General features: G+C 69.8%; 22 protein-coding genes. 17 read left to right on the plus strand and 5 right to left on the minus strand.

All coding sequences use genetic code 11. From position 1 onward, the window contains the following. Window positions 1-53 precede the first annotated feature (53 nt). Window positions 54-1,682, plus strand: coding sequence for an ABC transporter ATP-binding protein/permease (locus HNP84_RS34465; RefSeq protein WP_185054237.1), 1,629 nt, complete (start codon window positions 54-56; stop codon window positions 1,680-1,682). Further along, window positions 1,679-3,337, plus strand: coding sequence for an ABC transporter ATP-binding protein (locus HNP84_RS34470; protein WP_185054238.1), 1,659 nt, complete (start codon window positions 1,679-1,681; stop codon window positions 3,335-3,337). Before HNP84_RS34465 ends, HNP84_RS34470 begins: the two co-directional genes overlap by 4 nt. Window positions 3,338-3,414: 77 nt before the next feature. Here HNP84_RS34470 and HNP84_RS34475 read toward each other — a convergent pair whose 3' ends face one another. Beyond that, a complete protein-coding gene (locus HNP84_RS34475; protein ID WP_185054239.1) occupies window positions 3,415-4,407 on the minus strand; it encodes an RNA polymerase sigma-70 factor in 993 nt (330 codons plus the stop codon). Between the two features lie 198 nt (window positions 4,408-4,605). Here HNP84_RS34475 and HNP84_RS34480 point away from each other — a divergent pair, with 198 nt between their 5' ends. From HNP84_RS34480 to HNP84_RS34495, 4 genes are all read left to right on the plus strand, one after another. Beyond that, window positions 4,606-5,103 (plus strand): carboxymuconolactone decarboxylase family protein, encoded by a 498-nt coding sequence (locus HNP84_RS34480; RefSeq protein ID WP_185054240.1) that lies wholly within the window; start codon window positions 4,606-4,608, stop codon window positions 5,101-5,103. 14 nt (window positions 5,104-5,117) lie between these two features. Continuing rightward, entirely contained in the window at window positions 5,118-5,870 is a 753-nt protein-coding gene (locus tag HNP84_RS34485; protein WP_185054241.1) for an SDR family oxidoreductase, read from the plus strand. Window positions 5,871-6,025: 155 nt separating this feature from the next. Then, entirely contained in the window at window positions 6,026-7,219 is a 1,194-nt protein-coding gene (locus HNP84_RS34490; RefSeq protein ID WP_185054242.1) for a cytochrome P450, read from the plus strand. A 56-nt stretch (window positions 7,220-7,275) separates the two neighbouring features. Further along, on the plus strand, window positions 7,276-7,701 hold the full coding sequence (locus tag HNP84_RS34495) for a hypothetical protein (protein ID WP_185054243.1): 426 nt from the start codon (window positions 7,276-7,278) through the stop codon (window positions 7,699-7,701). A gap of 406 nt (window positions 7,702-8,107) precedes the next feature. Here HNP84_RS34495 and HNP84_RS34500 read toward each other — a convergent pair whose 3' ends face one another. Continuing rightward, window positions 8,108-9,478, minus strand: a complete 1,371-nt coding sequence (locus HNP84_RS34500) for an NAD(P)/FAD-dependent oxidoreductase (protein WP_221337139.1) — start codon at window positions 9,476-9,478, stop codon at window positions 8,108-8,110. A 611-nt stretch (window positions 9,479-10,089) separates the two neighbouring features. Between HNP84_RS34500 and HNP84_RS34505 the strand changes: the two genes are divergently transcribed. Genes HNP84_RS34505 through HNP84_RS34515 form a run of 3 tightly spaced genes read left to right on the plus strand, consistent with a single transcriptional unit; the run spans window position 10,090 to window position 11,097 of the window. Then, window positions 10,090-10,416: a PadR family transcriptional regulator gene (locus HNP84_RS34505; RefSeq protein ID WP_185054244.1), complete on the plus strand. Its 327-nt coding sequence runs from the start codon at window positions 10,090-10,092 to the stop codon at window positions 10,414-10,416. Next, window positions 10,413-10,769 carry a DUF1048 domain-containing protein gene (locus HNP84_RS34510; protein WP_185054245.1) on the plus strand — a complete coding sequence of 119 codons (357 nt, stop codon included), beginning with the start codon at window positions 10,413-10,415 and terminating at the stop codon, window positions 10,767-10,769. The genes HNP84_RS34505 and HNP84_RS34510 overlap by 4 nt, the downstream gene beginning before the upstream one ends. A 1-nt stretch (window position 10,770) precedes the next feature. Further along, a complete protein-coding gene (locus tag HNP84_RS34515; protein ID WP_185054246.1) occupies window positions 10,771-11,097 on the plus strand; it encodes a DUF1048 domain-containing protein in 327 nt (108 codons plus the stop codon). A 6-nt stretch (window positions 11,098-11,103) separates the two neighbouring features. On the opposite strand, the gene HNP84_RS34520 is transcribed toward HNP84_RS34515, so the two are convergent. Further along, window positions 11,104-11,424, minus strand: a complete 321-nt coding sequence (locus tag HNP84_RS34520) for a hypothetical protein (RefSeq protein ID WP_185054247.1) — start codon at window positions 11,422-11,424, stop codon at window positions 11,104-11,106. 266 nt (window positions 11,425-11,690) lie between these two features. On the opposite strand from HNP84_RS34520, the gene HNP84_RS34525 reads away from it, so the two are divergent. After that, window positions 11,691-12,443, plus strand: a complete 753-nt coding sequence (locus HNP84_RS34525; protein WP_312926435.1) for an ABC transporter ATP-binding protein — start codon at window positions 11,691-11,693, stop codon at window positions 12,441-12,443. A 9-nt stretch (window positions 12,444-12,452) separates the two neighbouring features. Next, window positions 12,453-13,214: an ABC transporter permease gene (locus tag HNP84_RS34530; RefSeq protein WP_185054249.1), complete on the plus strand. Its 762-nt coding sequence runs from the start codon at window positions 12,453-12,455 to the stop codon at window positions 13,212-13,214. 324 nt (window positions 13,215-13,538) lie between these two features. On the opposite strand, the gene HNP84_RS34535 is transcribed toward HNP84_RS34530, so the two are convergent. Further along, on the minus strand, window positions 13,539-14,498 hold the full coding sequence (locus HNP84_RS34535; RefSeq protein ID WP_185054366.1) for an NADP-dependent oxidoreductase: 960 nt from the start codon (window positions 14,496-14,498) through the stop codon (window positions 13,539-13,541). A 93-nt stretch (window positions 14,499-14,591) separates the two neighbouring features. Between HNP84_RS34535 and HNP84_RS34540 the strand changes: the two genes are divergently transcribed. After that, window positions 14,592-15,194 (plus strand): TetR/AcrR family transcriptional regulator, encoded by a 603-nt coding sequence (locus tag HNP84_RS34540; protein ID WP_185054250.1) that lies wholly within the window; start codon window positions 14,592-14,594, stop codon window positions 15,192-15,194. Window positions 15,195-15,316: 122 nt separating this feature from the next. Here HNP84_RS34540 and HNP84_RS34545 read toward each other — a convergent pair whose 3' ends face one another. After that, a complete protein-coding gene (locus HNP84_RS34545; protein WP_185054251.1) occupies window positions 15,317-16,225 on the minus strand; it encodes a carbohydrate kinase family protein in 909 nt (302 codons plus the stop codon). 203 nt (window positions 16,226-16,428) lie between these two features. On the opposite strand from HNP84_RS34545, the gene HNP84_RS34550 reads away from it, so the two are divergent. The 5 genes from HNP84_RS34550 to HNP84_RS34570 are packed head-to-tail and all read left to right on the plus strand — an operon-like array spanning window position 16,429 to window position 21,783. Next, window positions 16,429-17,733, plus strand: coding sequence for an ABC transporter substrate-binding protein (locus HNP84_RS34550; RefSeq protein WP_185054252.1), 1,305 nt, complete (start codon window positions 16,429-16,431; stop codon window positions 17,731-17,733). After that, window positions 17,723-18,718 (plus strand): carbohydrate ABC transporter permease, encoded by a 996-nt coding sequence (locus tag HNP84_RS34555; RefSeq protein ID WP_221337141.1) that lies wholly within the window; start codon window positions 17,723-17,725, stop codon window positions 18,716-18,718. The genes HNP84_RS34550 and HNP84_RS34555 overlap by 11 nt, the downstream gene beginning before the upstream one ends. Then, window positions 18,715-19,542, plus strand: coding sequence for a carbohydrate ABC transporter permease (locus HNP84_RS34560; RefSeq protein WP_185054253.1), 828 nt, complete (start codon window positions 18,715-18,717; stop codon window positions 19,540-19,542). Before HNP84_RS34555 ends, HNP84_RS34560 begins: the two co-directional genes overlap by 4 nt. A gap of 27 nt (window positions 19,543-19,569) precedes the next feature. After that, window positions 19,570-20,691, plus strand: a complete 1,122-nt coding sequence (locus HNP84_RS34565) for a glycoside hydrolase family 172 protein (RefSeq protein WP_185054254.1) — start codon at window positions 19,570-19,572, stop codon at window positions 20,689-20,691. Between the two features lie 60 nt (window positions 20,692-20,751). Continuing rightward, entirely contained in the window at window positions 20,752-21,783 is a 1,032-nt protein-coding gene (locus HNP84_RS34570; protein WP_185054255.1) for a LacI family DNA-binding transcriptional regulator, read from the plus strand. The last annotated feature ends 8 nt before the right edge of the window (window positions 21,784-21,791 follow it).

Consider the following 21,791-nt stretch of genomic DNA (forward strand, 5'->3'; position numbering starts at 1 on the left):
TCACTTCGCATCAAGGGCGAATCATGCCTCCATGGGATCGGAAAGGACAGCGAGTGATCGTTCATCGCCGGCTGCTGCAACTGGCCGGCAGCGTGCGCGGGCCCATCGCGGCCTGCGTGGGGCTGGGCCTGGCCGTCAGCGCCGCGTACGTCGCCCAGGCCGTCCTGCTCGCCGCGGCCCTGGCGGCCCTGGTGCGCGGGGACGCCATGGCCGCGGTGCGCCTGCTGGCCTGGGCCCTGGCGGTGATCGCGTCACGGGCGGCGCTCCTGTGGGCCAGGGAGGCCGTGACGGTGTGGGCGGGCGGGCTGGTCAAGGCCAGGCTGCGCGACCGGCTGATCGTCCACCTGGGCCGGCTGGGGCCCGCTCACCTGACCGGCGCCCGCACCGGGAACGTGCAGACCACACTGGTCGAGGGCGTGGAGGGGCTCGACCCGTACTTCAGCCGGTACCTGCCGCAGGTCGTCGTCACCTTCTGCGTGCCGGTGGCGCTGGTCGGCTGGCTGTTCACGGTCAACGCGCCGGCTGCGGCGGTGCTCGCCGTGGCGGTGGCAGGGGTCCTGATCATTCCCCGGTTCTGGGACGCGACGCTGCTGCGGCGGGGACGCGGCCGATGGGCCGCGTTCGCCGCGCTCGCCTCCGACTACCTGGAGGCGATGCAGGGCATGGCGACGCTGCGGGCGTTCGGCGCCGTCGGCACACTCGGCACGCGGCTTGCCGGACGCGCCCACGACCTCTACCTGACCACCATGCGTCAGCTCAGGATCTCGCTGGTGGAGACCGGGATCAGCGCGTTCTTCGTCCAGGCGGGCACGGCCGCGGCCGTCCTCGCCGCCACGACCGCGGGCAGCGCGTGGGAGGTGTTCGCGGTCCTGATGATCGCCATGGAGTGCTTCCGCCCGGTGAAGAACCTCTCCGAAGCCTGGCACGCCGGATATCTCGGGATCACGGCGGTCGATGGCATCGAGGCCCTGCTGTCGGCGTCCCCGGCCGTGGAGGACCGGGGAACGCGGCGCGACTTCCCGGCGGCGCCCGCCATCACGTTCGAGCAGGTCACCTTCACCTATCCGGGCTCCGACCGGCCCGCCGTCCGCGACGTGTCCTTCACCGTCGAGCCGGGCAGCACGGTCGCCCTGGTCGGACCGTCCGGCGCCGGCAAGAGCACGCTCGCCGCCCTCCTGCAACGCCACCACGACCCCGACCAGGGGAGGATCACCATCGGCGGAGTCGACGTACGCGACCTCACGCTCGACACCCTGCGCGGCGGCGTCGCCGTCGTGGCGCAGGACACCTACCTCTTCCACGGCACCGTGGCCGAGAACCTGCGTCTGGCCAGGCCCGACGCCGGGGACGAGGACCTGGTCGCCGCCGCCGGGCTGGCCGCCGCCCACGACTTCATCACCGAGCTGCCCGACGGCTACGACACGCCGCTGGGGGAGCGCGGGGCGACGCTGTCGGGCGGGCAGCGGCAGCGCCTGGCCATCGCGCGGGCGCTGCTGGCCGACGCCCCCGTCCTGGTGCTCGACGAGGCCACCTCGCACGTCGACGCGCGCACCGAGCAGGCCCTGTCCGAGGTACGGCGCGGCCGTACCTGCCTGGTGATCGCCCACCGGCCCGACACCATCCGGCAGGCAGACCATGTGGTGACCCTGGAGAACGGCACCCTACTGGAGACCGTGGCATGAACCCGTCCATCCGCTGGCTGGCCGGCGCCGTCGGCGCGCACCGACGGGCCTTCGTCTCCACCCTCGTCTCGAACCTGCTGGGACAGCTTGCGGCACTCGGCGCGACCGTGACCGGCGCCTGGCTCGTCGGCCGGGTGATCAGCGGGCAGAGCGCGCCGCTCGACCTGGTCGGCGCGGTACTCGGCGGGCTGGTCGCCGTGGCCACGCTGGCCGCCTGGTGGGAGACCTACGTCGCGCACGACCTGGCGTACCTGGTGCTGGCGAGGCTGAGAGGCCAGGTGTACGACGCGATCGCCAGGATCGCTCCGGCCCGCCTGCTCGGCCGCCGCAGCGGCGACCTGTCCGCGGCCGTGCTGTCGGACATCGAGACCCTGGAGTGGTTGTTCGCGCACACTCTGGCGCAGCTCATCACGGCCGGCACGGTGCTGATGGCCGGCAGCGTGGCCGCGGCGATGATCGATCCGCTGCTGCTGACGGTATCGCTGCCGCTGGCCGTGTGCGTGGTGGCCGTGCCGCTGTGGTTCCGCAAGGCTTCGCGCCGGCAAGGCGACGAGCTGCGGGCCGCCACCGCCGAGCTGACCTCCGACGTCATCGACACCGTCCAGGGCATGCCCGAGCTCGCGGCCTTCCGCGCGCTGGAACGCCGCAGGGACCTGCTGGCGCGCAAGACCCGCCGGCTGGCCCGCGCCCAGGCGGCCAACGCGGCCCGCGGCGGATTGGAGGCGGCCCTCACCGACCTGCTCCTCGCCGTCGCGGCGGCCGGGACGCTGCTCCTGGTCGCCACGGCGATTCGCACCCCGGCCGACGCCCCGGTCGCCATGGTGCTGGCCGCCGGCGCCCTGGGCCCCGCGGCCCAGGTGGCGCTGCTGCTCAAGGAGTACGGCACGCTGCGTGCGGCGGCCGATCGCGTGCACACGCTGGTCACCGCGCCCGCCAACGTGTCCCCGCCGCGCGAGGTCCTCCCGGTGTCCGCCGAGCCGGACGTGGTCTTCGAGGACGTGCGCTTCCGGTACACCCCGGACGGGCCCGAAGTGCTGCGCGGGGTTTCCTTCCGCATTCCGTATGGCAAGACGGTCGCCCTGGTCGGCGCCTCGGGGGCGGGCAAGTCGACCTGCGTGTCGCTCCTGCTGCGCTATTGGGACCCGGACGGCGGGCGCATCCTGGTGGGCGGCGTGCCGCTGCCGCGGATCGCCGAACCGCACCGGCACGTCACGGTGGTGCCGCAGGACGTGCGCCTGTTCGCCGGCACGATCGAAGAGAACGTCCGGCTCGGCGCCCCCGGTGCCGACGCGGCGGTCGCCCTGCGCACCGCCCAGCTCACCATCGACCCGGAGCTGCCGGTCGGCGAGCGAGGCGCGACCCTCTCCGGCGGCCAGCGTGCCCGGGTGGCCATCGCCCGGGCGCTCGCCACGGGCGCGCCGGTGCTCGTGCTGGACGAGGCGGTGGCCAACCTCGACACCGACAACGAGGCCCGCCTCACCGAGGCGCTCCGGCAAGCCGCCGCGGGACGGGCCACGCTCGTCATCGCCCATCGCCTGTCCACCATCCGCCAAGCCGATCACATCGTGCTGCTGGAAGAGGGACGGGTCGCCGCCGAAGGCTCCTACGACGAGCTCGGCGAGCGGTTGTCCCACCTGTTCGCACCCCGCCCGTGAGCCGACGGGGACGGGAGCTGTCCCAGCGGATGCACCGGACCGCCCAGTGGCCGCTGTCGCTGCCGGTCTCGCTGAGCTCAGCGGGTCACCACGGTCTCCCGCTCCACATGCGACAACTTCTCGGGATTACGCACGTGGTAGGCGCCGGTGACGTAGCCGTTCTCCACGCGCACCGCCACCACTCCGTCGATCTCCCCATCGACCCGTACGAGCAGCCCGGGGCCGCCATTGATCTGAACCAGCTCGACCGACCGTTCCGCGTCGCGCTTCCACCAGCCGACGGCCAGCAGGCGAGCCACGTTGTCGATCCCCACGACGGGCCGCAGCAGGGCGTGCCTGACCCCGCCGCCGTCGCTCAGGGCGACGACGTCCGGCGCGAGGACGTCGAGCAGGCTCTGCAACTCGCCGGTTTCGACCGCTCGCTTGAAGGCCTGGAGCACGGCCCGGGTCTCGGCCGGGGAGGCGATGCCGCGTGGCCGGCGCGCGGCGACGTGCGCCCGCGCCCGGTAGGCGATCTGGCGTACCGCGGACGGGCTCTTGTCGACGGCTTCGGCGATCTCGTCGTAGTCCAGATCGAACACCTCGCGCAGCACGAACACCGCCCGCTCGGTCGGCTGCAGCGTCTCCAGCACCAGCAGCATCGCCATGGAGACGCTCTCGGCGAGCTCGACGTCCTCGGCCACGTCGGGCGCGGTCAGCAACGGCTCGGGCAGCCACGGCCCGACGTAGGACTCCTTGCGCCGGCCGAGCACGCGTAGCCGGTCCAGCGCCTGCCGGGTGACGATCCGCACCAGATAGGCGCGCTTCTCCCGCACGGTGTCGAGATCGACGTCCACCCATCGCAGCCAGGTCTCCTGTAGGACGTCCTCGGCGTCGGCGGCCGAGCCGAGCATCTCGTAGGCGACGGTGAACAGCAGGTTGCGGTGGGCGACGAACGCCTGGGTGGCGGAGTCCACAGAGTCCACAGAGTCCACAGAGTCCACAGAGTCCACGGAGTCCACGGAGTCGACGTGGTCGGCACGATCGAGCGGCTCGGCCGGGTCCGCACGTCGTTCGCTCCGCTCGGTCATGCCCCGCTCCTGCCTGTTCGTTCTCAGCATTGCCACACGCACAAGACGTGTGTCCCCACCGCGTTGTAACACCCACGGCGGGTGGCCTATGTCACACGGCCGCGCTGTTACGGGGATCGGGGCGCCGTCGTCTCGTGGTCGTCAGGACGCCGCGCGAACGATCCGTACGGCAATACGACGAGAAGGGACGTCTTCCCCATGTCCACGCCCACGACGACCGGCCAGCGGTCGCGCATGCCCAACCCCCTCCCCTTCCTCCCCGAGCTGGCGGAAGTCGCCGAAGGTCTGCACAAAGCCCTCCAGAACGGCGCGATTCCGCAGACCACCATCCACCTGCTGCACCTTCGCGCCGGGCAGCTCCTCGGCAGCACGTACTTCACCATCAGGGAAACCGGCAACCTGCGCAGGATCGGGGAATCGGAGGAGCGCATCACCGCCGTGGCCACCTGGCGGGACGCCACCTGCTTCACCGACGCCGAACGGATCGCGCTGGAACTCGTGGAGGCGGTCCTCACCCCGAACCCGTCCGGGGAACGCGTCCCCGACGAGCTGTACGCCAGGGCGTCGGCGCACTACGACGACAAGGCGATGTGGACGCTCATCATGGCGATCTCCCACATCGGTTTCTTCACCCCCGCCGCGCTCATCGCCAAGCCGATCCCCGGCATGCCCCCCGGCCAGAACTACACCGAGTAAGGAAGGCACCCAGCATGAGCATCACCACGTTCGCGGTGGCGGGAGCGACCGGGCGGCTGGGCCGCCACGTCGTGGACGTCCTGACCGAGCGGGGACACCAGGTCGTGCCGATGTCCCGCGCCACCGGCGTGGACATCATCACCGGTGAGGGCCTCGCCGAGGCCCTCACCGGGGTCGAGGTCATCATCGACGTCGCCTCCTGGCACTCCTCCGACCAGGACGCCGCGACGGAGTTCTTCCGTACGTCGGCCCGCAACCTGCACGAGTACGGCCACCAGGCGGGGGTCGCCCAGATCACCATGGCGTCCATCATCGGCGCGGACAAGGCCACCGCCGGTTTCCTCGCCGCCAAGAAAGTGCACGAGGAACGTCTCCTGTCCGGTCCGCTCCCCGTCCGCATCCTGCGGGCCGCGCAGTTCCACGAGTTCGTCGGCCGGCTTCTGGACTGGCAGCAGGGCGAGGTCGCCTACCTCCCGGCCCTGCCCACCCAGCTCGTGGCCTGCCGCACCGTGGCCGAGGAACTGGTCGACCTGGCCACCGCCCCCGCCGCCCCCGGTACGCCGATCCCCGAGATCGCCGGCCCCCGCAAGGAGATCATGGCGGAGGCGGCCCAGCTTCTCGGCGCCCGCCGGGGCATCAAGGTCGTCGGCGTCGACGGGTCCGGCATGCCCGATGCCGAGCTGGCCGCCAACGGCGCCTTCCTGCCCGGCCCGCACGCCAAGCTCGCCGGACCCACCTTCCAGGAGTGGCTCGACACCCAGCCCTGAGCCGGCCTTGCCCTTGTTCTCGGAACTCCGCCATCCGGAGCCCGAGAACAAGGGCTCCCCGAGCGCGAGAGAGGCTCCACCGCCGAGATCGTCGGCCTGCCGGCCAAGACCCGCGCCTGACGGTCCCACACGATCACCGGACGAAAGGACAGACGATGACGCAAGCCCCGGAATTGCCGCTGCACATGCGGAGGAACGGGCTCAACCCAGTCGAGGACCTGGCCCGGGCTCGCGACAGCGAGGGTGTGGTGCGGGTGACTACGCCGTTCGGCGTGCCCGCGTACGTGATCTGCCGCCATGAGGACGTTCGCCAGGTGCTGGCGGATCCGGCCCGGTTCAGCAGCGCCCTGACACCGCTCCCGGGGTCCGGGCAGATGAACGCCGACGAACCGGCCAAGATGCGGGCCGGGCAGCTGATCGGATTCGACCCGCCCGAGCACACGCGGTTGCGCCGGATGCTCACCCCGGAGTTCACGGTACGGCGGATGCGCAGGCTGGAGCCGCGGATCACCGAGATCGTCCAGACGGCTCTGGACGATCTGGAGCGGGCCGGCAAGCCGGCCGATCTGGTGGAGCACTTCGCGCTGCCGGTGCCGTCGCTGGTGATCTGCGAGCTGCTGGGCGTGCCGCATGCCGACCGCGCCGAGTTCCACGAGCGCGCCGTGCGCCTGCTGGACACCTCCTTGCCGATGGAGCGGCGCGTCGTGGCGCAGCGGGAGGACCGCGCCTACATGGCCGGCCTGGTGGCCCGTGCCCAGGCGGACCCGGGCGAGGACATGCTGGGCATGCTGGTGCGCGAGCACGGCCACGGTCTCAGTACCGACGAGCTGATCGGCATCGCGGGACTTCTGCTGCTGGCCGGGCATGAGACGACCTCGAACATGCTCGGCCTGGGCACCCTGGCCCTGCTCCGGCACCCGGACCAGCTGGCGATGATCCGCGACGATCCGGCGCGGGTCGAGCCGGCCGTCGAGGAGCTGTTGCGCTGGCTGTCCGTCGTGCAGTCGCTGCCGCCGCGCACGACCACGACGGATGTGGAGATCGCCGGGCATGCCATCCCCGCCGGCTCGCTCGTGATCTGCTCGTTCCCTGCCGCCAACCGCGATCCTGTCTTCGTCGGCGATCCCGAGACACTCGACATCACCCGGGGAGCCGCCGGCCACGTCGCCTTCGGCCATGGTGTGCACCACTGCCTCGGGGCGCCGCTGGCGCGGATGGAGATGCGCATCGCCTTCCCGGCACTGTTGCGGCGCTTCCCCGGCCTCGCCCTGGCCGATCCGTACGAGCAGGTGGACTACCGCGTCTTCAGCCTCGTGTACGGCGTGAACACGCTGCGGGTGACCTGGTGAGCAGGCAGCCGGCACCTCACCCGTCCGGCACCCCGACCACCAAGGAGAGTGATCCCATGTCAACGTCGGCCGAGCTCCCCTCCTCTGTTCATGCGAAGCGGCCCGTGCGTCCCCGGTTCTTCGGCCTGATGAAGGCGAGCACGGCGTTCCTGGCCGCCACGCTGCTGGTGCAGGGGATCACCGCTGGGCAGCTCCTGTCCGGCGAGGGCAGCCGCCAGTTGCACCATGCCATCTGCCCCATCGTCACGGTCGCGATGGTTCTGCAGATCATCGCCGCGTTCCTGGTGTGGCGGGCAGGCCGCGGATCAGCGCGGTACCTGGCCGTCAGCGCGCTCCTGATGGTGCTGATCAGTGTCCAGTTCGTGGTCGGTGGAAGCGGCGACCTCGCCGTCCACGTCCCTCTCGGCGTAGCGCTGTTCGGCGCGAGCGCCGTCCTGGCGGCACAGGTATGGTTGCCCCGCCCGGCCCACACCGCCGGCTGAACTCAGAGGCGTCAGCCTCGCCGCCGCCGCCTTCCTGGCCACCCCGCGCACGGCCAACCCCGACACCCCCCGCGCCCACGCCTCGGCCATCGACCGCGTCACCGCACTGCTCGGCCGCGACCGGCCGCTCGCCGACGTCACCGACACCGAGATCGGTGCCGCGCTCACCGAGCTGTGGGTCCGATGCGCGCCGGCGACCCGGAACCGCAACCGCGCCGCCCTCGCCTCCTGGCTGACCTGGTGCCAGACCAAGAAGCACTGGGCCGCCCGTCGGTCCCGGCCGAGGCCGAACGCCGCAAGGAGAGCCCCCGGCTGCGCGGGCACGTGCTTCGCCCCCCCAGGTCCGTCAAGGGATGCTTGCAACACGGGCGGCCTGGTGGGCCGCCCGTGTTCTGCAGGGCGGGGACTATGCCGCCGGGGTGGGGGTTTCCTGGGCGCGGGGGAAGAAGGGAAGTTCGATGTGGACGCGGTCGGCGGCGGCGAGGATCATTGAGGCGTCATCTACCGGCGGCTGGATCGCCTGGTTGATCCGCTGCTTGATGTACTTGCCGTCGGCGCCGACGGCCATGACTCTGCGGTCCCAGCCGCGGGTGAAGATCCCTCCCGCGCCGCCCAGGTCCAGGCAGGTGACGTAGGGACCGGGGGTGAAGTCGCGCGGCGGGATGCCGAGCAGGTCGGCCGCGGCGTTGTAGCCGGCGACCTTGCCGAGCGGGGTGGTGTGCTGGCAGGCCTGCATGACGGTGTGCTCGGCGTCGAAGGCCGCCGCGGCGGTGTCGCCGGCGACGAAGACCTCGGGAAGAGCGCGCAAGTGACGGTCGACCGGCACCCGGCCGAGATGGTCGAGTTCGCCGGAGATCTGCCGGGTGAGCTCGCTGGCCCGCATGCCCACCGACCAGACCACCGCGTCCGCCGGAACCTTGGTGCCGTCGGACAGGACGGCGTATCCGTCGCCCACCTCCTCCAGCGTCGTTCCAAGGCGCCGTTCGACCCCCAGTTCGTCCAAGGCCGCTTCGATGGCCGCGCGCGGGCCCGGGCCGAGTTGCTCTCCGACCGCCTGCGCCCGATCCACCAGCAGCACCCGGCCGCGGGCGGCGAGTTCGGTCGCGGCCTCCAGGCCGGTGAACCCGGCACCGACCACCACGACCGAGTAGGTCTTCCGGCCACGCAAATGGTCGGCGAGACGACGGGCCGCCTCCAGAGTGTCGATGTCGAAGAGCCGTTCGTTGCCGGGCAGGTCCCGCGGCCGGACGAGCGCGCTGCCCGCCGCCAGGACCAGGCGGTCATAGACGATCTCCTCACCGCCTGCCACCACCACTCGCCGGTCGGTGTCGATCGTGCTCACCCAGGCCCGCAGGTGCTGGACCCCGATCGGGCCGAGGATCCTACTCAGCGCGACCTTAGCCAGCTCCGGCTCCGGCTCGTACAGTCGCGGCCGCAGCACCAGATGCTCGTTCGGCGTGATGAGCGTGATGCGCAGGTCCGCGCCGGTGCCCGTGTCCGCGTGCATGGTGCGGGTACGTGCCAGCGCCGCTCCCGCCGCGCTCCACACACCCGCGAAACCGCCTCCGATGATCACAACGCGTGCCATCGTGTCGTCCTCTCTCAGCCGCGCCCCCACCGGGGATCGGTGGGGGCGACAGGGAGACAAGACGGCGGGTTCAGATGTGACCGACGCGCTCCAGCTTCTTGGGATTGACCAGTCTCCGCCGGCACGCATGTAGCGGAACTTCACATCGCGGTAGAAATGGTCGGCGGGTCCCGACGCGTTCTCGGTCATGCCGTAAACCCAGCCCGAGGCCCTGTAGGTGGGGGAGCCGCCGGCGGGGGAGAAGTTCACAGTGATCGACTGGTCGTCGGCCTGGGCCGGCGGGGCGGTGATGAGGACGGACGAGGCGATGAGCGTGCCTGCGGCCAGACAGCCTGCAGTTCCTCGGCATGACGCAGGTGGCGGATGCCGGTCTCGACACCGGCGGCGGCACAGTAGCCCTGCCAGCGGTGGTGGGCGGCGTCGTACGACAGCGGCCCCGCCGGCGCCGTTGATGCCGGCCCGGAACAACGGGCCTGAGGTGTAGCCGGCGGGTACGAGCACCCACCGGGAGCACCGGTACCCAGACCCGGATGGGACGGGACAAGTCCCTCAATCGGGATGGTGCCCGCGACGCTCCGTGTCGCAAACCGACATCAGCGCAGGTCAAAGGAATATTGCGTGGTGTCCTGGTCGACCTGGTGCCGCGCCGTTTCCATGGTTGTCGGAAGCGGCCCTCTCAACGGACGAACCTACGCCAGGCGGTGGTTTCCGGCGTACTGCCGGTGCCATTGCTCCACTACTCAGTGGTACCGTATAGTGGTACTCAGTACTACAAAGTAGCAGGATCGATGAGGGCCACGATGGACGACCTGACGGAGATGCTCAAGGGCACGCTAGAGGGCTGCGTGCTGGAGATCATCGGCGGCGAGGAGACGTACGGGTACGCCATCACGCGCCGGCTGAACGAACTCGGCTTCGCCGACGTCGTCGAGGGGACGGTTTACACCATCCTGCTGCGGCTGGAGAAGAAAGGGCTCGTCCAGGTGACGAAACGACCGTCCGCGCAGGGCCCGCCGCGCAAGTTCTATGCGCTCAACGACGCGGGACGCGAAGAACTCGCGATGTTCTGGGCGAAATGGGAGTACGTCTCATCACGGATCGACAAGCTCAAGGAGGGCGGCCGATGAGCTTCTGGGAGACCATCACAGGCAGCGATCTCACCAGGGAATGGAAGGCGTTCGAAGTCCGGGCCGCGGCACTGCCGGCCGACTACCGGGCGGCGTGGGAAGAGATCAAGGGTCATCTTTTTCCCTACGCGGACTTCACCGGCCGCAACCTGATGCCGATTCTCGACAATGCTCTGGGGCTGCTCGAAGAGACGGCGGCCGAAGGGCAGAGCATTCACGAGGTGCTGGGTGACGACATCGGGGGCTTCTGTACGGCGCTGGCCGGCGGAGCAGGGGCTCGGAACTTTCGCGACCGGTGGCGCGAGCAGTTGAACAGGAACGTCGCGAGGAAACTGGGCCGGCTGGGAGGCTGACGTGGGCATCCGGGACATCATCGAGGGCAAGAAGCAGTGGCGGGCGCACATGGCGCGGGTGAAGGCGCTCCCGCCGGACTATCAGATCGTCTACAAGGAGATGCAGAAGTACCTCTTCAAGGTTGGACCGATCGACCTGCTTGACGGGTCACTGCTGCCAGGCATCGTCGATTTCTTCGAGGAGGGTGTCGCGACCGGCAAGGGAGTCCTGGAACTCATCGGCAACGACGTCGCCGCCTTCTGCGACGGCCTGATCAAGGACTCGCCCACCTTCGCGGCCATCTACCAGGAGTCCATCAGCGGGAAACCCGGCACCGCCGAGAAGTAACACCCGTCAACCCAAGGCACCGGGGGGCGCCTTGACCATCGGGACGTCGTTGTCGTGCCGCCCGGACGCCCCTGGCGAGCTGAGCAGCTTGTAGGCGCGCCTGCGGGTGAAAACGGAGTTCCTCGAGGACAGCGAGCCGGGCGGCTCAACGTGTAGGTACTGCCCGCGACTGTTGCGGGCCGGCGTGCATCTGGCGGCCCTGATCGGCCGCAGGCACTGGATCGGGCCAACGCCGAGCTGAGCAAGTCGTGCCCGCCAATCGACCTGACGCAGGTCAAACTCCAACATCTCGAAGCGCTCGTAGACCTCGAGCAGCCCGACGGCCACCTGCGTGTCTTCTGCGATCAGGCGCTTGAACGGGCCCCCGGGAGGGTGCTGGAACACCCGCCGAGGCCGCGCCCGCGACAGCAGAGCGCGTCGGGGGAGGACCCGGTGGAGTTCGCCGAGGCGTTTCTTGCGAACTACCCGCAGGGTCAGTGAATCCGCCGGGAGCGAAAACGGCCGACCAACGCCATCAATCGCGTCACGAGCGACAAGCCATGACGAAACAGAGAACGGATATCTGAATGACAGCCACTAAGGCCCGAGGGCCTGTGATCCATGTGCAGGGCCTGGAGAAGTCGTACAAGGAGCTGCGTGTGCTGCGCGGTGTGGACTTCGACGTGGCGCGGGGCAGTATTTTCGCCCTGCTCGGCTCGAACGGGGCGGGCAAGACCACGGTCGTGAAGATCCTGTCCACGCTGCTCAAGGCCGACGCGGGCACGGCCGGCGTCAACGGCTTCGACGTCGCCACGCAGGCCGCGGCCGTACGCGAGTCCATCAGCCTCACCGGACAGTTCGCCGCCGTCGACGAGATCCTCAGCGGGCGCGAGAACCTTGCGCTGATCGCCCGGTTACGGCACCTCAAGAACCCGGGCAAGATCGCCGACGACCTGCTCGCCCGGTTCTCCCTGACCGACGCCGGCGCCCGGAAGGTGTCCACGTACTCGGGAGGCATGCGCCGCCGCCTCGACATCGCGATGAGCCTCATCGGCAACCCGCCGGTCATCTTCCTCGACGAGCCGACGACCGGGCTTGACCCCCAGGCGCGCATCGAGGTGTGGCAGGCCGTCAAGGAACTCGCCGCCCAGGGCACGACGGTGCTGCTCACGACGCAGTACCTGGACGAGGCCGAACAGCTCGCCGACCGGATCGCGATCCTCCACGAGGGCCGAATCCTCGTCAACGGAACCCTCGCCGAACTCAAGCAGCTGCTCCCTCCCGCCAAGGTCGAATACGTCGAGAAGCAGCCGACCCTGGAGGACGTCTTCCTCACCCTCGTCGGCGACAACGGCAAGAACGCGTAAGGAACCACGATGACCAAGCACTTCTTCGGCGACACCACCGCCTTGCTGGGACGCTCCCTGCGCCACATCACCCGCAGCCCGGACACCATCATCACGACCGCGGTCATGCCGATCGCCATGATGCTGATGTTCGTCTACGTGTTCGGCGGCGCGATCAACGTAGGGGGAGCTTCGTATGTGAATTACATGCTGCCCGGCATCCTGCTCATCACGATCGCCTCGGGCATCGCCTACACCGCGTTCCGGCTCTTCATGGACATGAAGACCGGCATCTTCGAGCGCTTCCAGTCCATGCCGATCGCACGGTCGTCGGTGCTGTGGGCGCACGTGCTGACCTCGCTGGTCGCCAACCTCGTCTCGCTCGTGGTCGTCGTGCTCGTCGCCCTGCTGATGGGCTTTCGCTCGGGGGCCGAACTGGCGGCCTGGCTTTCCGTCGCCGGCATCCTGATCCTGTTCACCCTGGCATTGACGTGGATCGCCGTCATCCCCGGCCTGACCGCCAAGACCATGGAAGGCGCGAGCGCGTTCTCCTACCCGCTCATCTTCCTGCCCTTCCTCAGCTCGGCCTTCGTGCCCACCGCCACCATGCCCGGCCCGCTGCGCGCCTTCGCCGAGCACCAGCCGGTGACCTCCATCGTCAACGCCATCCGCGCCCTGTTCACCGAGCAGCCGGTCGGCACCGACCTCTGGATCGCCCTGGCCTGGTGTGTGGGAATCCTCATCGTCGCCTACGTCTTCGCCATGACCGCCTACCGCCGCAAGATCTCCTAGCTACCTGCACGGTTTCCTCACCGGCTCTCCGAACTGGACCGGCCGCTCTCACCTCGCGCTCTCTGACATCGACCCGGCAACCGGACGGCCCGAGCCCGGCCTAGCCCGTGCTGACCCACTGGATCGTGCTCAACGAGGAATGCAGATCTGCGGCCCTCGTCCTTCTCAGACCCTTCTTGATTGTCGATGCGGCGGATCCGGACACCCGGTGGGGCGGTCGGCTGATCCTTTTCACGCCTCGGGTCCCTCGGGTCCGAGGTCATGTGGTCGCAGAACGCGGGACGAATACACGAGAGAACAAGAGCGTCGTGGCCCCGGCCTTTCCTAGAGGTCGATGACGACCTTTCCGTGCACGTGGCGCCCCGCCTGAAGCTCGACCGCGGCGCGGATCTGCTCGACCGGAAAGGTTGCCGCGATCGGCACCCGGAGGCGGCCCGCCGCAACCAGGCCGGCGATCTCCGCCAGGGCGCTCTGGGGTGCGTTGGCGCCGTTCGCCGGCGTGATCCCGTCGATCTGGGCGGCAATGGTGGTGATGCGCTCGTCGGGTACGCCAAGGTCGCGTGCCGCCTGCGCCGTGTCCGTCCCGTGCAGGTCCATGGCCGCAGTGACGCCGGCGGGAGCCAGCGCACGGACCCGGTCGGCCAGGCCATCGCCATAGGCGACCGGCTCGGCCCCCAGGGCGCGCAGGGCATCGGCCGAGGTTGCCGACCCCGTCCCGATCACTCGCGCGCCCGCGAGGCGCGCGAGCTGGACGGCGAACACGCCTACCCCGCCTCCCGCGCCGCCGATGAGCACCGTGTCGCCCGCGCCCGGGTTGACCACGGCCAGAGCTGCGGCCGCCGTGCGGCCCGCGATGGTGAGGGTGGCAGCGGTGCGGTCGTCGACGCCGTCAGGGGTACGGTGCGCCTCGCCGCCCGCCACGATGGTCCCCGCCTCGTCCACGACGACGTAGTCGGCGACCGCGCGGGACAGGGCGCCGCCGAACACCCGGTCACCGGCCACGAACTGGCGCACGCCGTCACCGACCTGATCCACGACCCCGGCATAGTCGGTGCCGAACCCGCACGGCAGGCTCAAGCCGAATCGCGCGGCGGTCTGTGCGTCAGAGGTCATGAACCAGTCCATCGGGTTCAGGCCGGCCGCGGTGACCCGCACGCGGATCTGTCCCGAGCCGGCCTGCGGCACGGGTACCTCGCGGATGCTCAGGGCCTCCGGTCCGCCGAACGACTCGAACTGGACCGCCCGGCTCGTGGTCGCCGGCGTGTTGGGGCTTGGTTCTTTCATGCTCACCTGTCTCCTGGAGCAGCTCGTGAGACGTAAACGGACTATGCTCCGTTTGTATGACCTCAACCTAGCACAAGTGGAGCGTGATCCGTTTTGGCCGCCGCAGAGACCCGTAGACCGCGGGCGGACGCGACCCGCAACCGCCAACAGCTGCTGGACGTGGCGACCCGCATGTTCGCTTCGGCCGAGACCGAGCCGTCGATGCGCGCGATCGCCAACGAAGCCGGGGTCGGCATCGCCACTCTCTACCGGCACTTCCCCACCCGCGAGTCGCTGGTCGACGCGGTCTACCGGGACCAGGTCTCGCGGCTCACCGCCGGCGCCCGTGAGCTACTCGCCCAGCTCGACCCGCCCGCGGCGCTGCGACGCTGGATGGACCTGTTCGGGGAGTGGATCGCGACCAAGAACGGGATGCTCGACACGCTGCTCGCGATGGTCGAATCGGGTGAGATCGCCCATGCCCACACCCGGACCGAGCTGCTGGCGGCCATCGAGGACATCCTTGAGGCCGGCCGCACGAGCGGGGAACTCCGCGCCGACGTCCCCGCCGAAGACATCGCTGCCGCTCTCATCGGCATCTTCACCGTGGCCGGCTCGCCCGAGCACGAAGCGATGGCGGCTCGCCTGCTGAACCTCCTGATGGACGGACTCCGGTCCTCCCCATGCGGGCAACCGAGGGCGGCTGAGCGAGAGTGAAGAGGCAGCCGCGGAGATAGAGCGAGGGTGTCCATGCTCGGGTTGTGACGACCGAGCCGGACACCTTCGCAACCGCGCTGTACGTGAAGCCGGCGGAGATATCCCCGGCGCGATGAGGTCTGTCAAACCGGGATCGACGACACCGAGGAGAGCAGCCCGTCGATTTCCTGCGGGCTTGGCGGCGCCGCGCCCTCCCGGGTGCACACCACGGCCGCCGCCGCGCATCCGCGGCGCAACGCGTCGCGGACCCGATCCACGGTGAACTCGCCGTCGCCGAGAACCGCGAGATAGGCCGCGGTGAAGGTGTCGCCCGCGCCGACCGTGTCGACGAGATCGACGACGGGAGCGGGGCAGGTGATCACCGTGTCACCGAGGATCGCCGTCGCGCCGTCGCCGCCCTGGGTCACCACGACCAGGCGCTCTCCAGGCCACGCCGCCCAGCGTGTCGCCGCGTCCAGGTCCGGCTCGCCGGGATACAGCCAGGCCAGATCCTCCGCGCTGACCTTGACCAGCCGCGAGAGCCGTACGCACTCCTCGACCAGCTTCAGCGCGGGCTCCCGGTCGCCGATGAGCGAGGGGCGGATATTGGGGTCGTAGGAGACGACGACCCCCGACTGGGCCGCCGCCTGCATCACCTCCCGGACATGCGCGGCCCCGGGCCCGGCGAGCGTGGCCAGCGATCCGGTGTGCAGGCAGGTGACGCCGTCGAGCGAGACCGGGCCGGAAAAGCGCCAGTCGAACCGGAAGTCGTAGGACGCAGAGCCGTCGGCGCCGATCCTGGCGAAGGCCAGGCTGGTCGCGCCGCCGGGGACGAGATCGCCGTGCCCGACGCCGTGCCGGCCGAGATGGTCACGGAGCAGTTCACCGAAGAAGTCGCCGCCGATCTCGCTGGCGAATCTGACCGGTTGCCCGAGCGTGGCCAGTGCCACCGCGACGTTGAGCGGGCTGCCTCCCGGGACGGCGCTGAACCGCCATGCGCCGGGCGAGCCGATCAGGTCGACGATGCTCTCGCCGATCACCAGGAACGTCATGTGCCCTCCCTCGTGCCGGCGACATGGTGACACGTGCTGAATCGATTCTGCAAGACCGCGGGCGGGTTCCAGGGAAATTACGACAAGGTTTCCGACGCCCTCTTGACCGGGCCCGACACGGAGGCTTACGTTTGCGCAAACGTTTTTGCTCAGCGGCGGTTGGGGTGCACCGCATGAGCCCCGGGCTGACGGGAGAGAGCACCATGTCTCACAACTCAGGCCTGTCCCGACGCGACCTGTTGAAGTGGACGGGCGTGTCGGGTCTGGCGGTAATGGCCACCGCATGCGGCGCCGGCGGTACGACGAGCGGATCGGGCGCGGGCGGCGCCAAGGCACTCAGCGTTCTGGTCGAGGCGGGTGGCAAGGCGGAGCTGACGAAGATCGCCGAGGCGTTCACCGAGAAGACCGGCGCGAAGGTGACGTTCATCGAGCTGCCGTACGACGGCCTGTTCAACCGGCTGTCCAGCGAGCTTTCCTCCGGCACCCTCAGCTTCGACGTGGCGGCGCTGGACGCGATCTGGCTGACCGCGTTCGCCGGGGCCGTACGCCCCCTGACCGAGCTGTTCACCGCGGACGTGAAGGCCGACCTGTTCCCCGCCCTGGTGACCGAGGCACAGGTCGGCGGGCAGTTCGTCGGCATGCCGGTGTGGACGAACGCCGAAATCCTCTTCTACCGCAAGGACCTGTTCGAGGACGCCGGCGAGCAGGCCGCCTTCAAGAAGAAACACGGCTACGAGCTCGCCCCGCCCACGACCTGGGAGCAGTTCAACGACGCGGCGGCGTTCTTCACCCGCGACGGCAAGCTGTACGGCACCGACGTCAAAGGCGCGGTCGAGACCGAATTCCTCGCGCACGTGCTGCAGGCCGGGTCACCGGGCGTGGTCCTGGACGCCACCGGCCAGGTCATCATCGACAACGAGCAGCACCTGAAGGCGCTGACGTTCTACAGCGACCTCGACAACAAGCTCAAGGTGAGCCCGCCCGGTGCCGAGCAGCTCGACTGGGCGGGTGCGCAGAACCTGTTCAACCAGGGCAAGACGGCGATGATGCGGTTCTGGGCGCACGCGTTCCCGCTCATCCCGAAGGACTCCCCGGTGCACGGCAAGGTCGGCGTCGCCCCCATGATCGGCGGAGCGGCGGGCGTGGCGGGCATCCCCGGCCCCTGGTACCTGTCGGTGCCCAAGGCCACCAAGCAGGCCGACCTGGCCACCGAGTTCGTCAAGTTCGCCTACGACAACAACGCGATGGCGATCGAGTCCTCGCTCGGGCTGGCCGCGCGGAAGTCGGCATTCGAGCAGTACGCCGACAAGCCCGGCTACGAGCACTTCGAGCCGCTGCTGGAGACCCTCAACGCGACGGCCACCAAGCCGCGCCCCGCGACGGCCAAATGGCAGCAGATCGTGGACACCGTGCTGATCCCGACACTGCAGCAGTCGCTCACCCCGGACGCCGACTACGCGGCCCTGCTGGCCGCCGCCAAGGGCAAGGTCCAGAGCCTTGCCCAGTAGTACGCATCCGACCGTGGGCCGGGCCGATCCCCGGCTCCCCGGCGGCGACGTCCGGGCCGGTGATGATCACCTCCGGCACCGGCGGCGCCGGCCCGGTCGCGGGCTCACCGACGACCGGTTCGCGCTGGCGCTGATGGCTCCGGCGGCGGTGTTCCTGGCGGTGTTCGTCGGCTGGCCTCTGGTCAAGCTGATCGTGGACAGCCTGTACGACATCGCCCCGCTGGCCGGGACGCGCGAGTTCGCCGGTCTGGGCAACTACGGCGAGGCGCTGACCTCGCCCGGGTTCCTCGGCGCCGCCGGTCGTACGGCCCTGTACACGATGCTCGTGGTCACGCTGGAGTTCACCCTCGGCCTGGCGGTGGCCCTGCTGTTCAACGCGTTGGGCAGGCGGGCGAGGTGGATCCGGACCTTGTTCCTGTACCCGCTGATGATCGCCCCCGTTGTCGCCGGCCTGCTGTGGCGGTTCCTGCTGATCGACAACTTCGGCATCGTCAACGAGCTGCTCACCCGGCTGGGGATCATCGGCGGGCCCGACGCGATCGGCTGGCTGAGCGACCCGGACATCGTGCTGTTCTCGGTGGCGCTGCCGGACATCTGGCTGACCACGTCGTTCATGGCTCTGGTGCTGTTCGCCGGGCTGCAGAACATCCCGGGCGACGTGCTGGAGGCCGCCCGCCTCGACGGCAGCGGGCCCTGGCACACGCTCACCCGGGTGACGCTGCCGCTGCTGCGGCCGGTCATCGCCGTAGCGCTCGTCGTACGCGGCATCGACGCGGCGCGGGCCTTCGACGTGATCCTCATCCAGACCAACGGCGGCCCGCAGTCGGCCTCCGAGACGCTCAGCCTGCTCATCTACCGCACGATGGTGCGCTTCGGCGAGCCCGGGCTCGCCAGCGCCATGGGCACCCTCTACCTGATCGCGATGCTGGGCGTGGCGCTGATCGCGGTCGCCACCATCTGGCGGCCGGGGAAGGTGGTGCGATGACCTCGCGCACGAGCACCCGGACGCTGCTGTGGGCGCTGCTGGCCAGCATCGTCGTGCTGTACGCGTTCCCGTTCGGCTACCTCGTCCTGACCTCGCTGAAACCGCCCACCGACGCCATCGCCGTGCCACCGACGGTGCTGCCCAAGGCATGGAGCCTGGAGAACTACGGCACCGCCCTGGCCACGCCCGGCGTGATCCCCTCGTTCATCAACAGCACGTCCACCGCTGTGATCAGCACGGTGCTGTCGGTCCTGCTCGCGGTCCCGGCCGCGTACGGGATCACCCGCTACGGGACGGCGAGCGGGCGGATCTTCGTCATGCTCGCCCTGGTCACCCGGATGGTGCCGCCGGTCGCCGTCGGGGTCCCGCTGGTCAACCTGATGAGCAGAGCGGGCATCACCGACACGCCGACCGCGCTCGCCCTGGCCCACACGACGATCTCGCTGCCGCTGTCGATCTGGCTGATGGCGAGCTTCTTCGAGGCCGTGCCGTCCAGTCTGGAGGAGGCGGCGCAGGTCGACGGCTGCTCCCGGCTGCAGGCGATGGTGCGGGTCGTGGTGCCGGTCGTCGGCGGCGGCATCGCGGTGACGGCGATCTTCGCGTTCCTCGCGTCCTGGAACGAGTTCCTGTTCGCGCTGCTGCTCACGGCGGTGCGGGCACAGACGACGCCGATCGTCATCGCCAACTTCCAGACCCAGTACGGCCTGCAATGGGGGCCCATGACCGCACTGGCCACCCTGTACTCGGTCCCCGTCGTCCTGTTCACCCTGCTGCTCCAGCGGCGGATCGTCGCGGGCATGACCCTCGGCGCCGTCAAGGGCTGACAGTCATATCACGAAAGGTGCACGTCCATGCAGTTCTGGCAGCCGACTAGCCCGCTGGCGGGGCTTCCCCGGGTCAAGGCCGGCAGGTCGCTGCGGTCCTCAAGCTGGGACCGTACCGGCGGCAACCGCGACTTCGCCGTCGTCCCCCCTGGCGAGACCCACGTGCTGGCCGACATCGAGGGCAGCGGGATCATCGAGCACATCTGGCTGACCACACGGTGCTACTCGGAGAAGTACCTGCGCAAGCTGGTCATCGAGATGTACTGGGACGGCGAGGACAACCCGAGCGTACGCAGTCCGCTCGGCGACTTCTTCGGCGTCGGCCACGCCACCTGCACGCACTACGTGTCGCTGCCGCTGAGCATGGTCTTCGGCCCGCGCCGCGGCCCCAAGGGCCCGTTCGCCGCGGCGATGAACTGCTACTTCCCCATGCCGTTCGGCTCGCACGCCAGGATCGTGCTGCGCAACGAGAGCGACATGCCGGTGGAGAACTTTTTCTACTACGTCGACTACGAGCTCACCAAGGAGCCGATCCCCGACGACATGGGCCGATTCCACGCCTACTACCGGCAGGAGAAGCCCTGTCAGAAGGTCGTGCACCCCGCCGGCGCGGAGAACCCGCCGCCGTGGGAGCTGCCGGGCGTCAACCTCACCGGGGACGACAACTACGTCATCCTGGACGCCACCGGCACCGGGCACTACGTCGGCTGCGTGCTGAGCATCGACAACTTCGACGCCTCCAACCAGCGGTTCACCTGGCCGGGCGAGGGCGACGACATGATCTTCATCGATGGCGAGCAGTGGCCGCCGTCCCTGCACGGCACCGGCACCGAGGACTACTTCAACGCCGCGTGGGGATTTCCCAGCGGGGCGTACGCCGGGCCGTACCACGGGATCTCGCTGGCCGGCAGCCCGCAGGAGCACTTCGGCCTGTGGAGTATGTACCGCTTCCACATCGAGGATCCGGTTCGCTTCACCAAGTCCATCCGCGTCACCATTGAGCATGGTCACGCCAACGACCAGGGCAACGACTACTCCAGCGTCGCGTACTGGTACCAGCTCCACCCGCACGCCCCTCACGCCGACCTCCCGCCGGTCGAAGAGCGGCTGCCGCGCCGGTGGCCCGAGCACGGCCTCTGGGACGAGTGATGCGACCGATCACGCCATCGAGGGATCCCCCAGAGGACAGCGAAGGATAGGAGAGACGCGGTGACCAGGCGGCCGAGCATCCGTGACGTCGCGCGCGAGGCAGGCGTGTCCATCACGACCGTCTCTCGCGCCCTCAACGACGTCGAGGGCTCCCGACTCCCCGATGACACCCGTCGCCGGGTGCGCGAGACGGCCGAACGGCTGGGGTACGCCCCCAACAAAATGGCGCGTGGCCTGCGCACCCAGCGCAGCCACATGCTCGGGATGATCAGCGATCACATCGCGACCACCCCGCACGCCGGCCGGCTGATCCTCGGCGCCCAGGAGGTCGCGATGACCCGAGGGTGGGCGTTGATGCTCATCAACACCGGAGGAGACCCGGCCGCGGAGGCCCGCGGCATCCAGGCGCTGCACCAGCAACAGGTCGACGGGGTGCTGTACGCCACGATGTACCACCGCATCGTCGAGGTCCCGTCCGCGCTGCGCGCTCTCCCGCTGGTCCTGGCCGACGCCCGGACCGAAGGCGACGGGCCGCCCGCCGTGGTCCCGGACGAGGTCCAGGGAGGGTACGACGCCACCCGGGAACTGCTGGAGCACGGCCACCGGCACGTGGGACTCGCCCTCAACAGCGACGACGTTCCCGCCACCCACGGCCGCCTGCGCGGTTACCGCCAGGCGCTGGAGGAGGCGGGCATCGCCTACGATCCGGAACTCGTCGTGCAGGAGGAGTCCGAGTCCACCGGCGGCTATCTCGCCTGCCGCAGGCTGCTGGAGCGCACGCCCCGGCCCACCGCGATCTTCTGCTACAACGACCGCATGGCCATGGGGGCCTACCGCGCGGCCGCCGAAATCGGTCTGCGCATCCCCGCCGATGTCTCCGTCGTCGGCTTCGACAACCAGGAGTACATCGCCGACGGTCTGTATCCCGGCCTCACCACACTGCAACTGCCCCACTACGAAATGGGCGCCTGGGCCGTCAACCGCCTCATGGAGCTGATCGACGACCCCGCCCGGAACGCGGGCGACGTCCCTGCACGGACACTGCCCTGCCCCCTCATCCGCCGGTCCTCGGTCGCGGCACCGCCCGCCTGAGGCCCGCC

The sequence above is a fragment of the Thermocatellispora tengchongensis genome (assembly GCF_014202315.1).
In the GTDB taxonomy this organism is placed as follows: Bacteria; Actinomycetota; Actinomycetes; order Streptosporangiales; family Streptosporangiaceae; genus Thermocatellispora; species Thermocatellispora tengchongensis.

What these genes read in the sequence shown, in the direction of transcription:
- HNP84_RS34505 (WP_185054244.1), top strand. Translation starts at nt 10,090, where the DNA reads ATGGACGACCTGACGGAGATGCTCAAGGGCACGCTAGAGGGCTGCGTG.
- HNP84_RS34560 (WP_185054253.1), top strand. Translation starts at nt 18,715, where the DNA reads ATGACCTCGCGCACGAGCACCCGGACGCTGCTGTGGGCGCTGCTGGCC.
- HNP84_RS34510 (WP_185054245.1), top strand. Translation starts at nt 10,413, where the DNA reads ATGAGCTTCTGGGAGACCATCACAGGCAGCGATCTCACCAGGGAATGG.
- HNP84_RS34485 (WP_185054241.1), top strand. Translation starts at nt 5,118, where the DNA reads ATGAGCATCACCACGTTCGCGGTGGCGGGAGCGACCGGGCGGCTGGGC.
- HNP84_RS34565 (WP_185054254.1), top strand. Translation starts at nt 19,570, where the DNA reads ATGCAGTTCTGGCAGCCGACTAGCCCGCTGGCGGGGCTTCCCCGGGTC.
- HNP84_RS34470 (WP_185054238.1), top strand. Translation starts at nt 1,679, where the DNA reads ATGAACCCGTCCATCCGCTGGCTGGCCGGCGCCGTCGGCGCGCACCGA.
- HNP84_RS34500 (WP_221337139.1), bottom strand. Translation starts at nt 9,478, where the DNA reads ATGACCGAGAACGCGTCGGGACCCGCCGACCATTTCTACCGCGATGTG.
- HNP84_RS34480 (WP_185054240.1), top strand. Translation starts at nt 4,606, where the DNA reads ATGTCCACGCCCACGACGACCGGCCAGCGGTCGCGCATGCCCAACCCC.
- HNP84_RS34475 (WP_185054239.1), bottom strand. Translation starts at nt 4,407, where the DNA reads ATGACCGAGCGGAGCGAACGACGTGCGGACCCGGCCGAGCCGCTCGAT.
- HNP84_RS34490 (WP_185054242.1), top strand. Translation starts at nt 6,026, where the DNA reads ATGACGCAAGCCCCGGAATTGCCGCTGCACATGCGGAGGAACGGGCTC.
- HNP84_RS34550 (WP_185054252.1), top strand. Translation starts at nt 16,429, where the DNA reads ATGTCTCACAACTCAGGCCTGTCCCGACGCGACCTGTTGAAGTGGACG.
- HNP84_RS34495 (WP_185054243.1), top strand. Translation starts at nt 7,276, where the DNA reads ATGTCAACGTCGGCCGAGCTCCCCTCCTCTGTTCATGCGAAGCGGCCC.
- HNP84_RS34545 (WP_185054251.1), bottom strand. Translation starts at nt 16,225, where the DNA reads ATGACGTTCCTGGTGATCGGCGAGAGCATCGTCGACCTGATCGGCTCG.
- HNP84_RS34535 (WP_185054366.1), bottom strand. Translation starts at nt 14,498, where the DNA reads ATGAAAGAACCAAGCCCCAACACGCCGGCGACCACGAGCCGGGCGGTC.
- HNP84_RS34530 (WP_185054249.1), top strand. Translation starts at nt 12,453, where the DNA reads ATGACCAAGCACTTCTTCGGCGACACCACCGCCTTGCTGGGACGCTCC.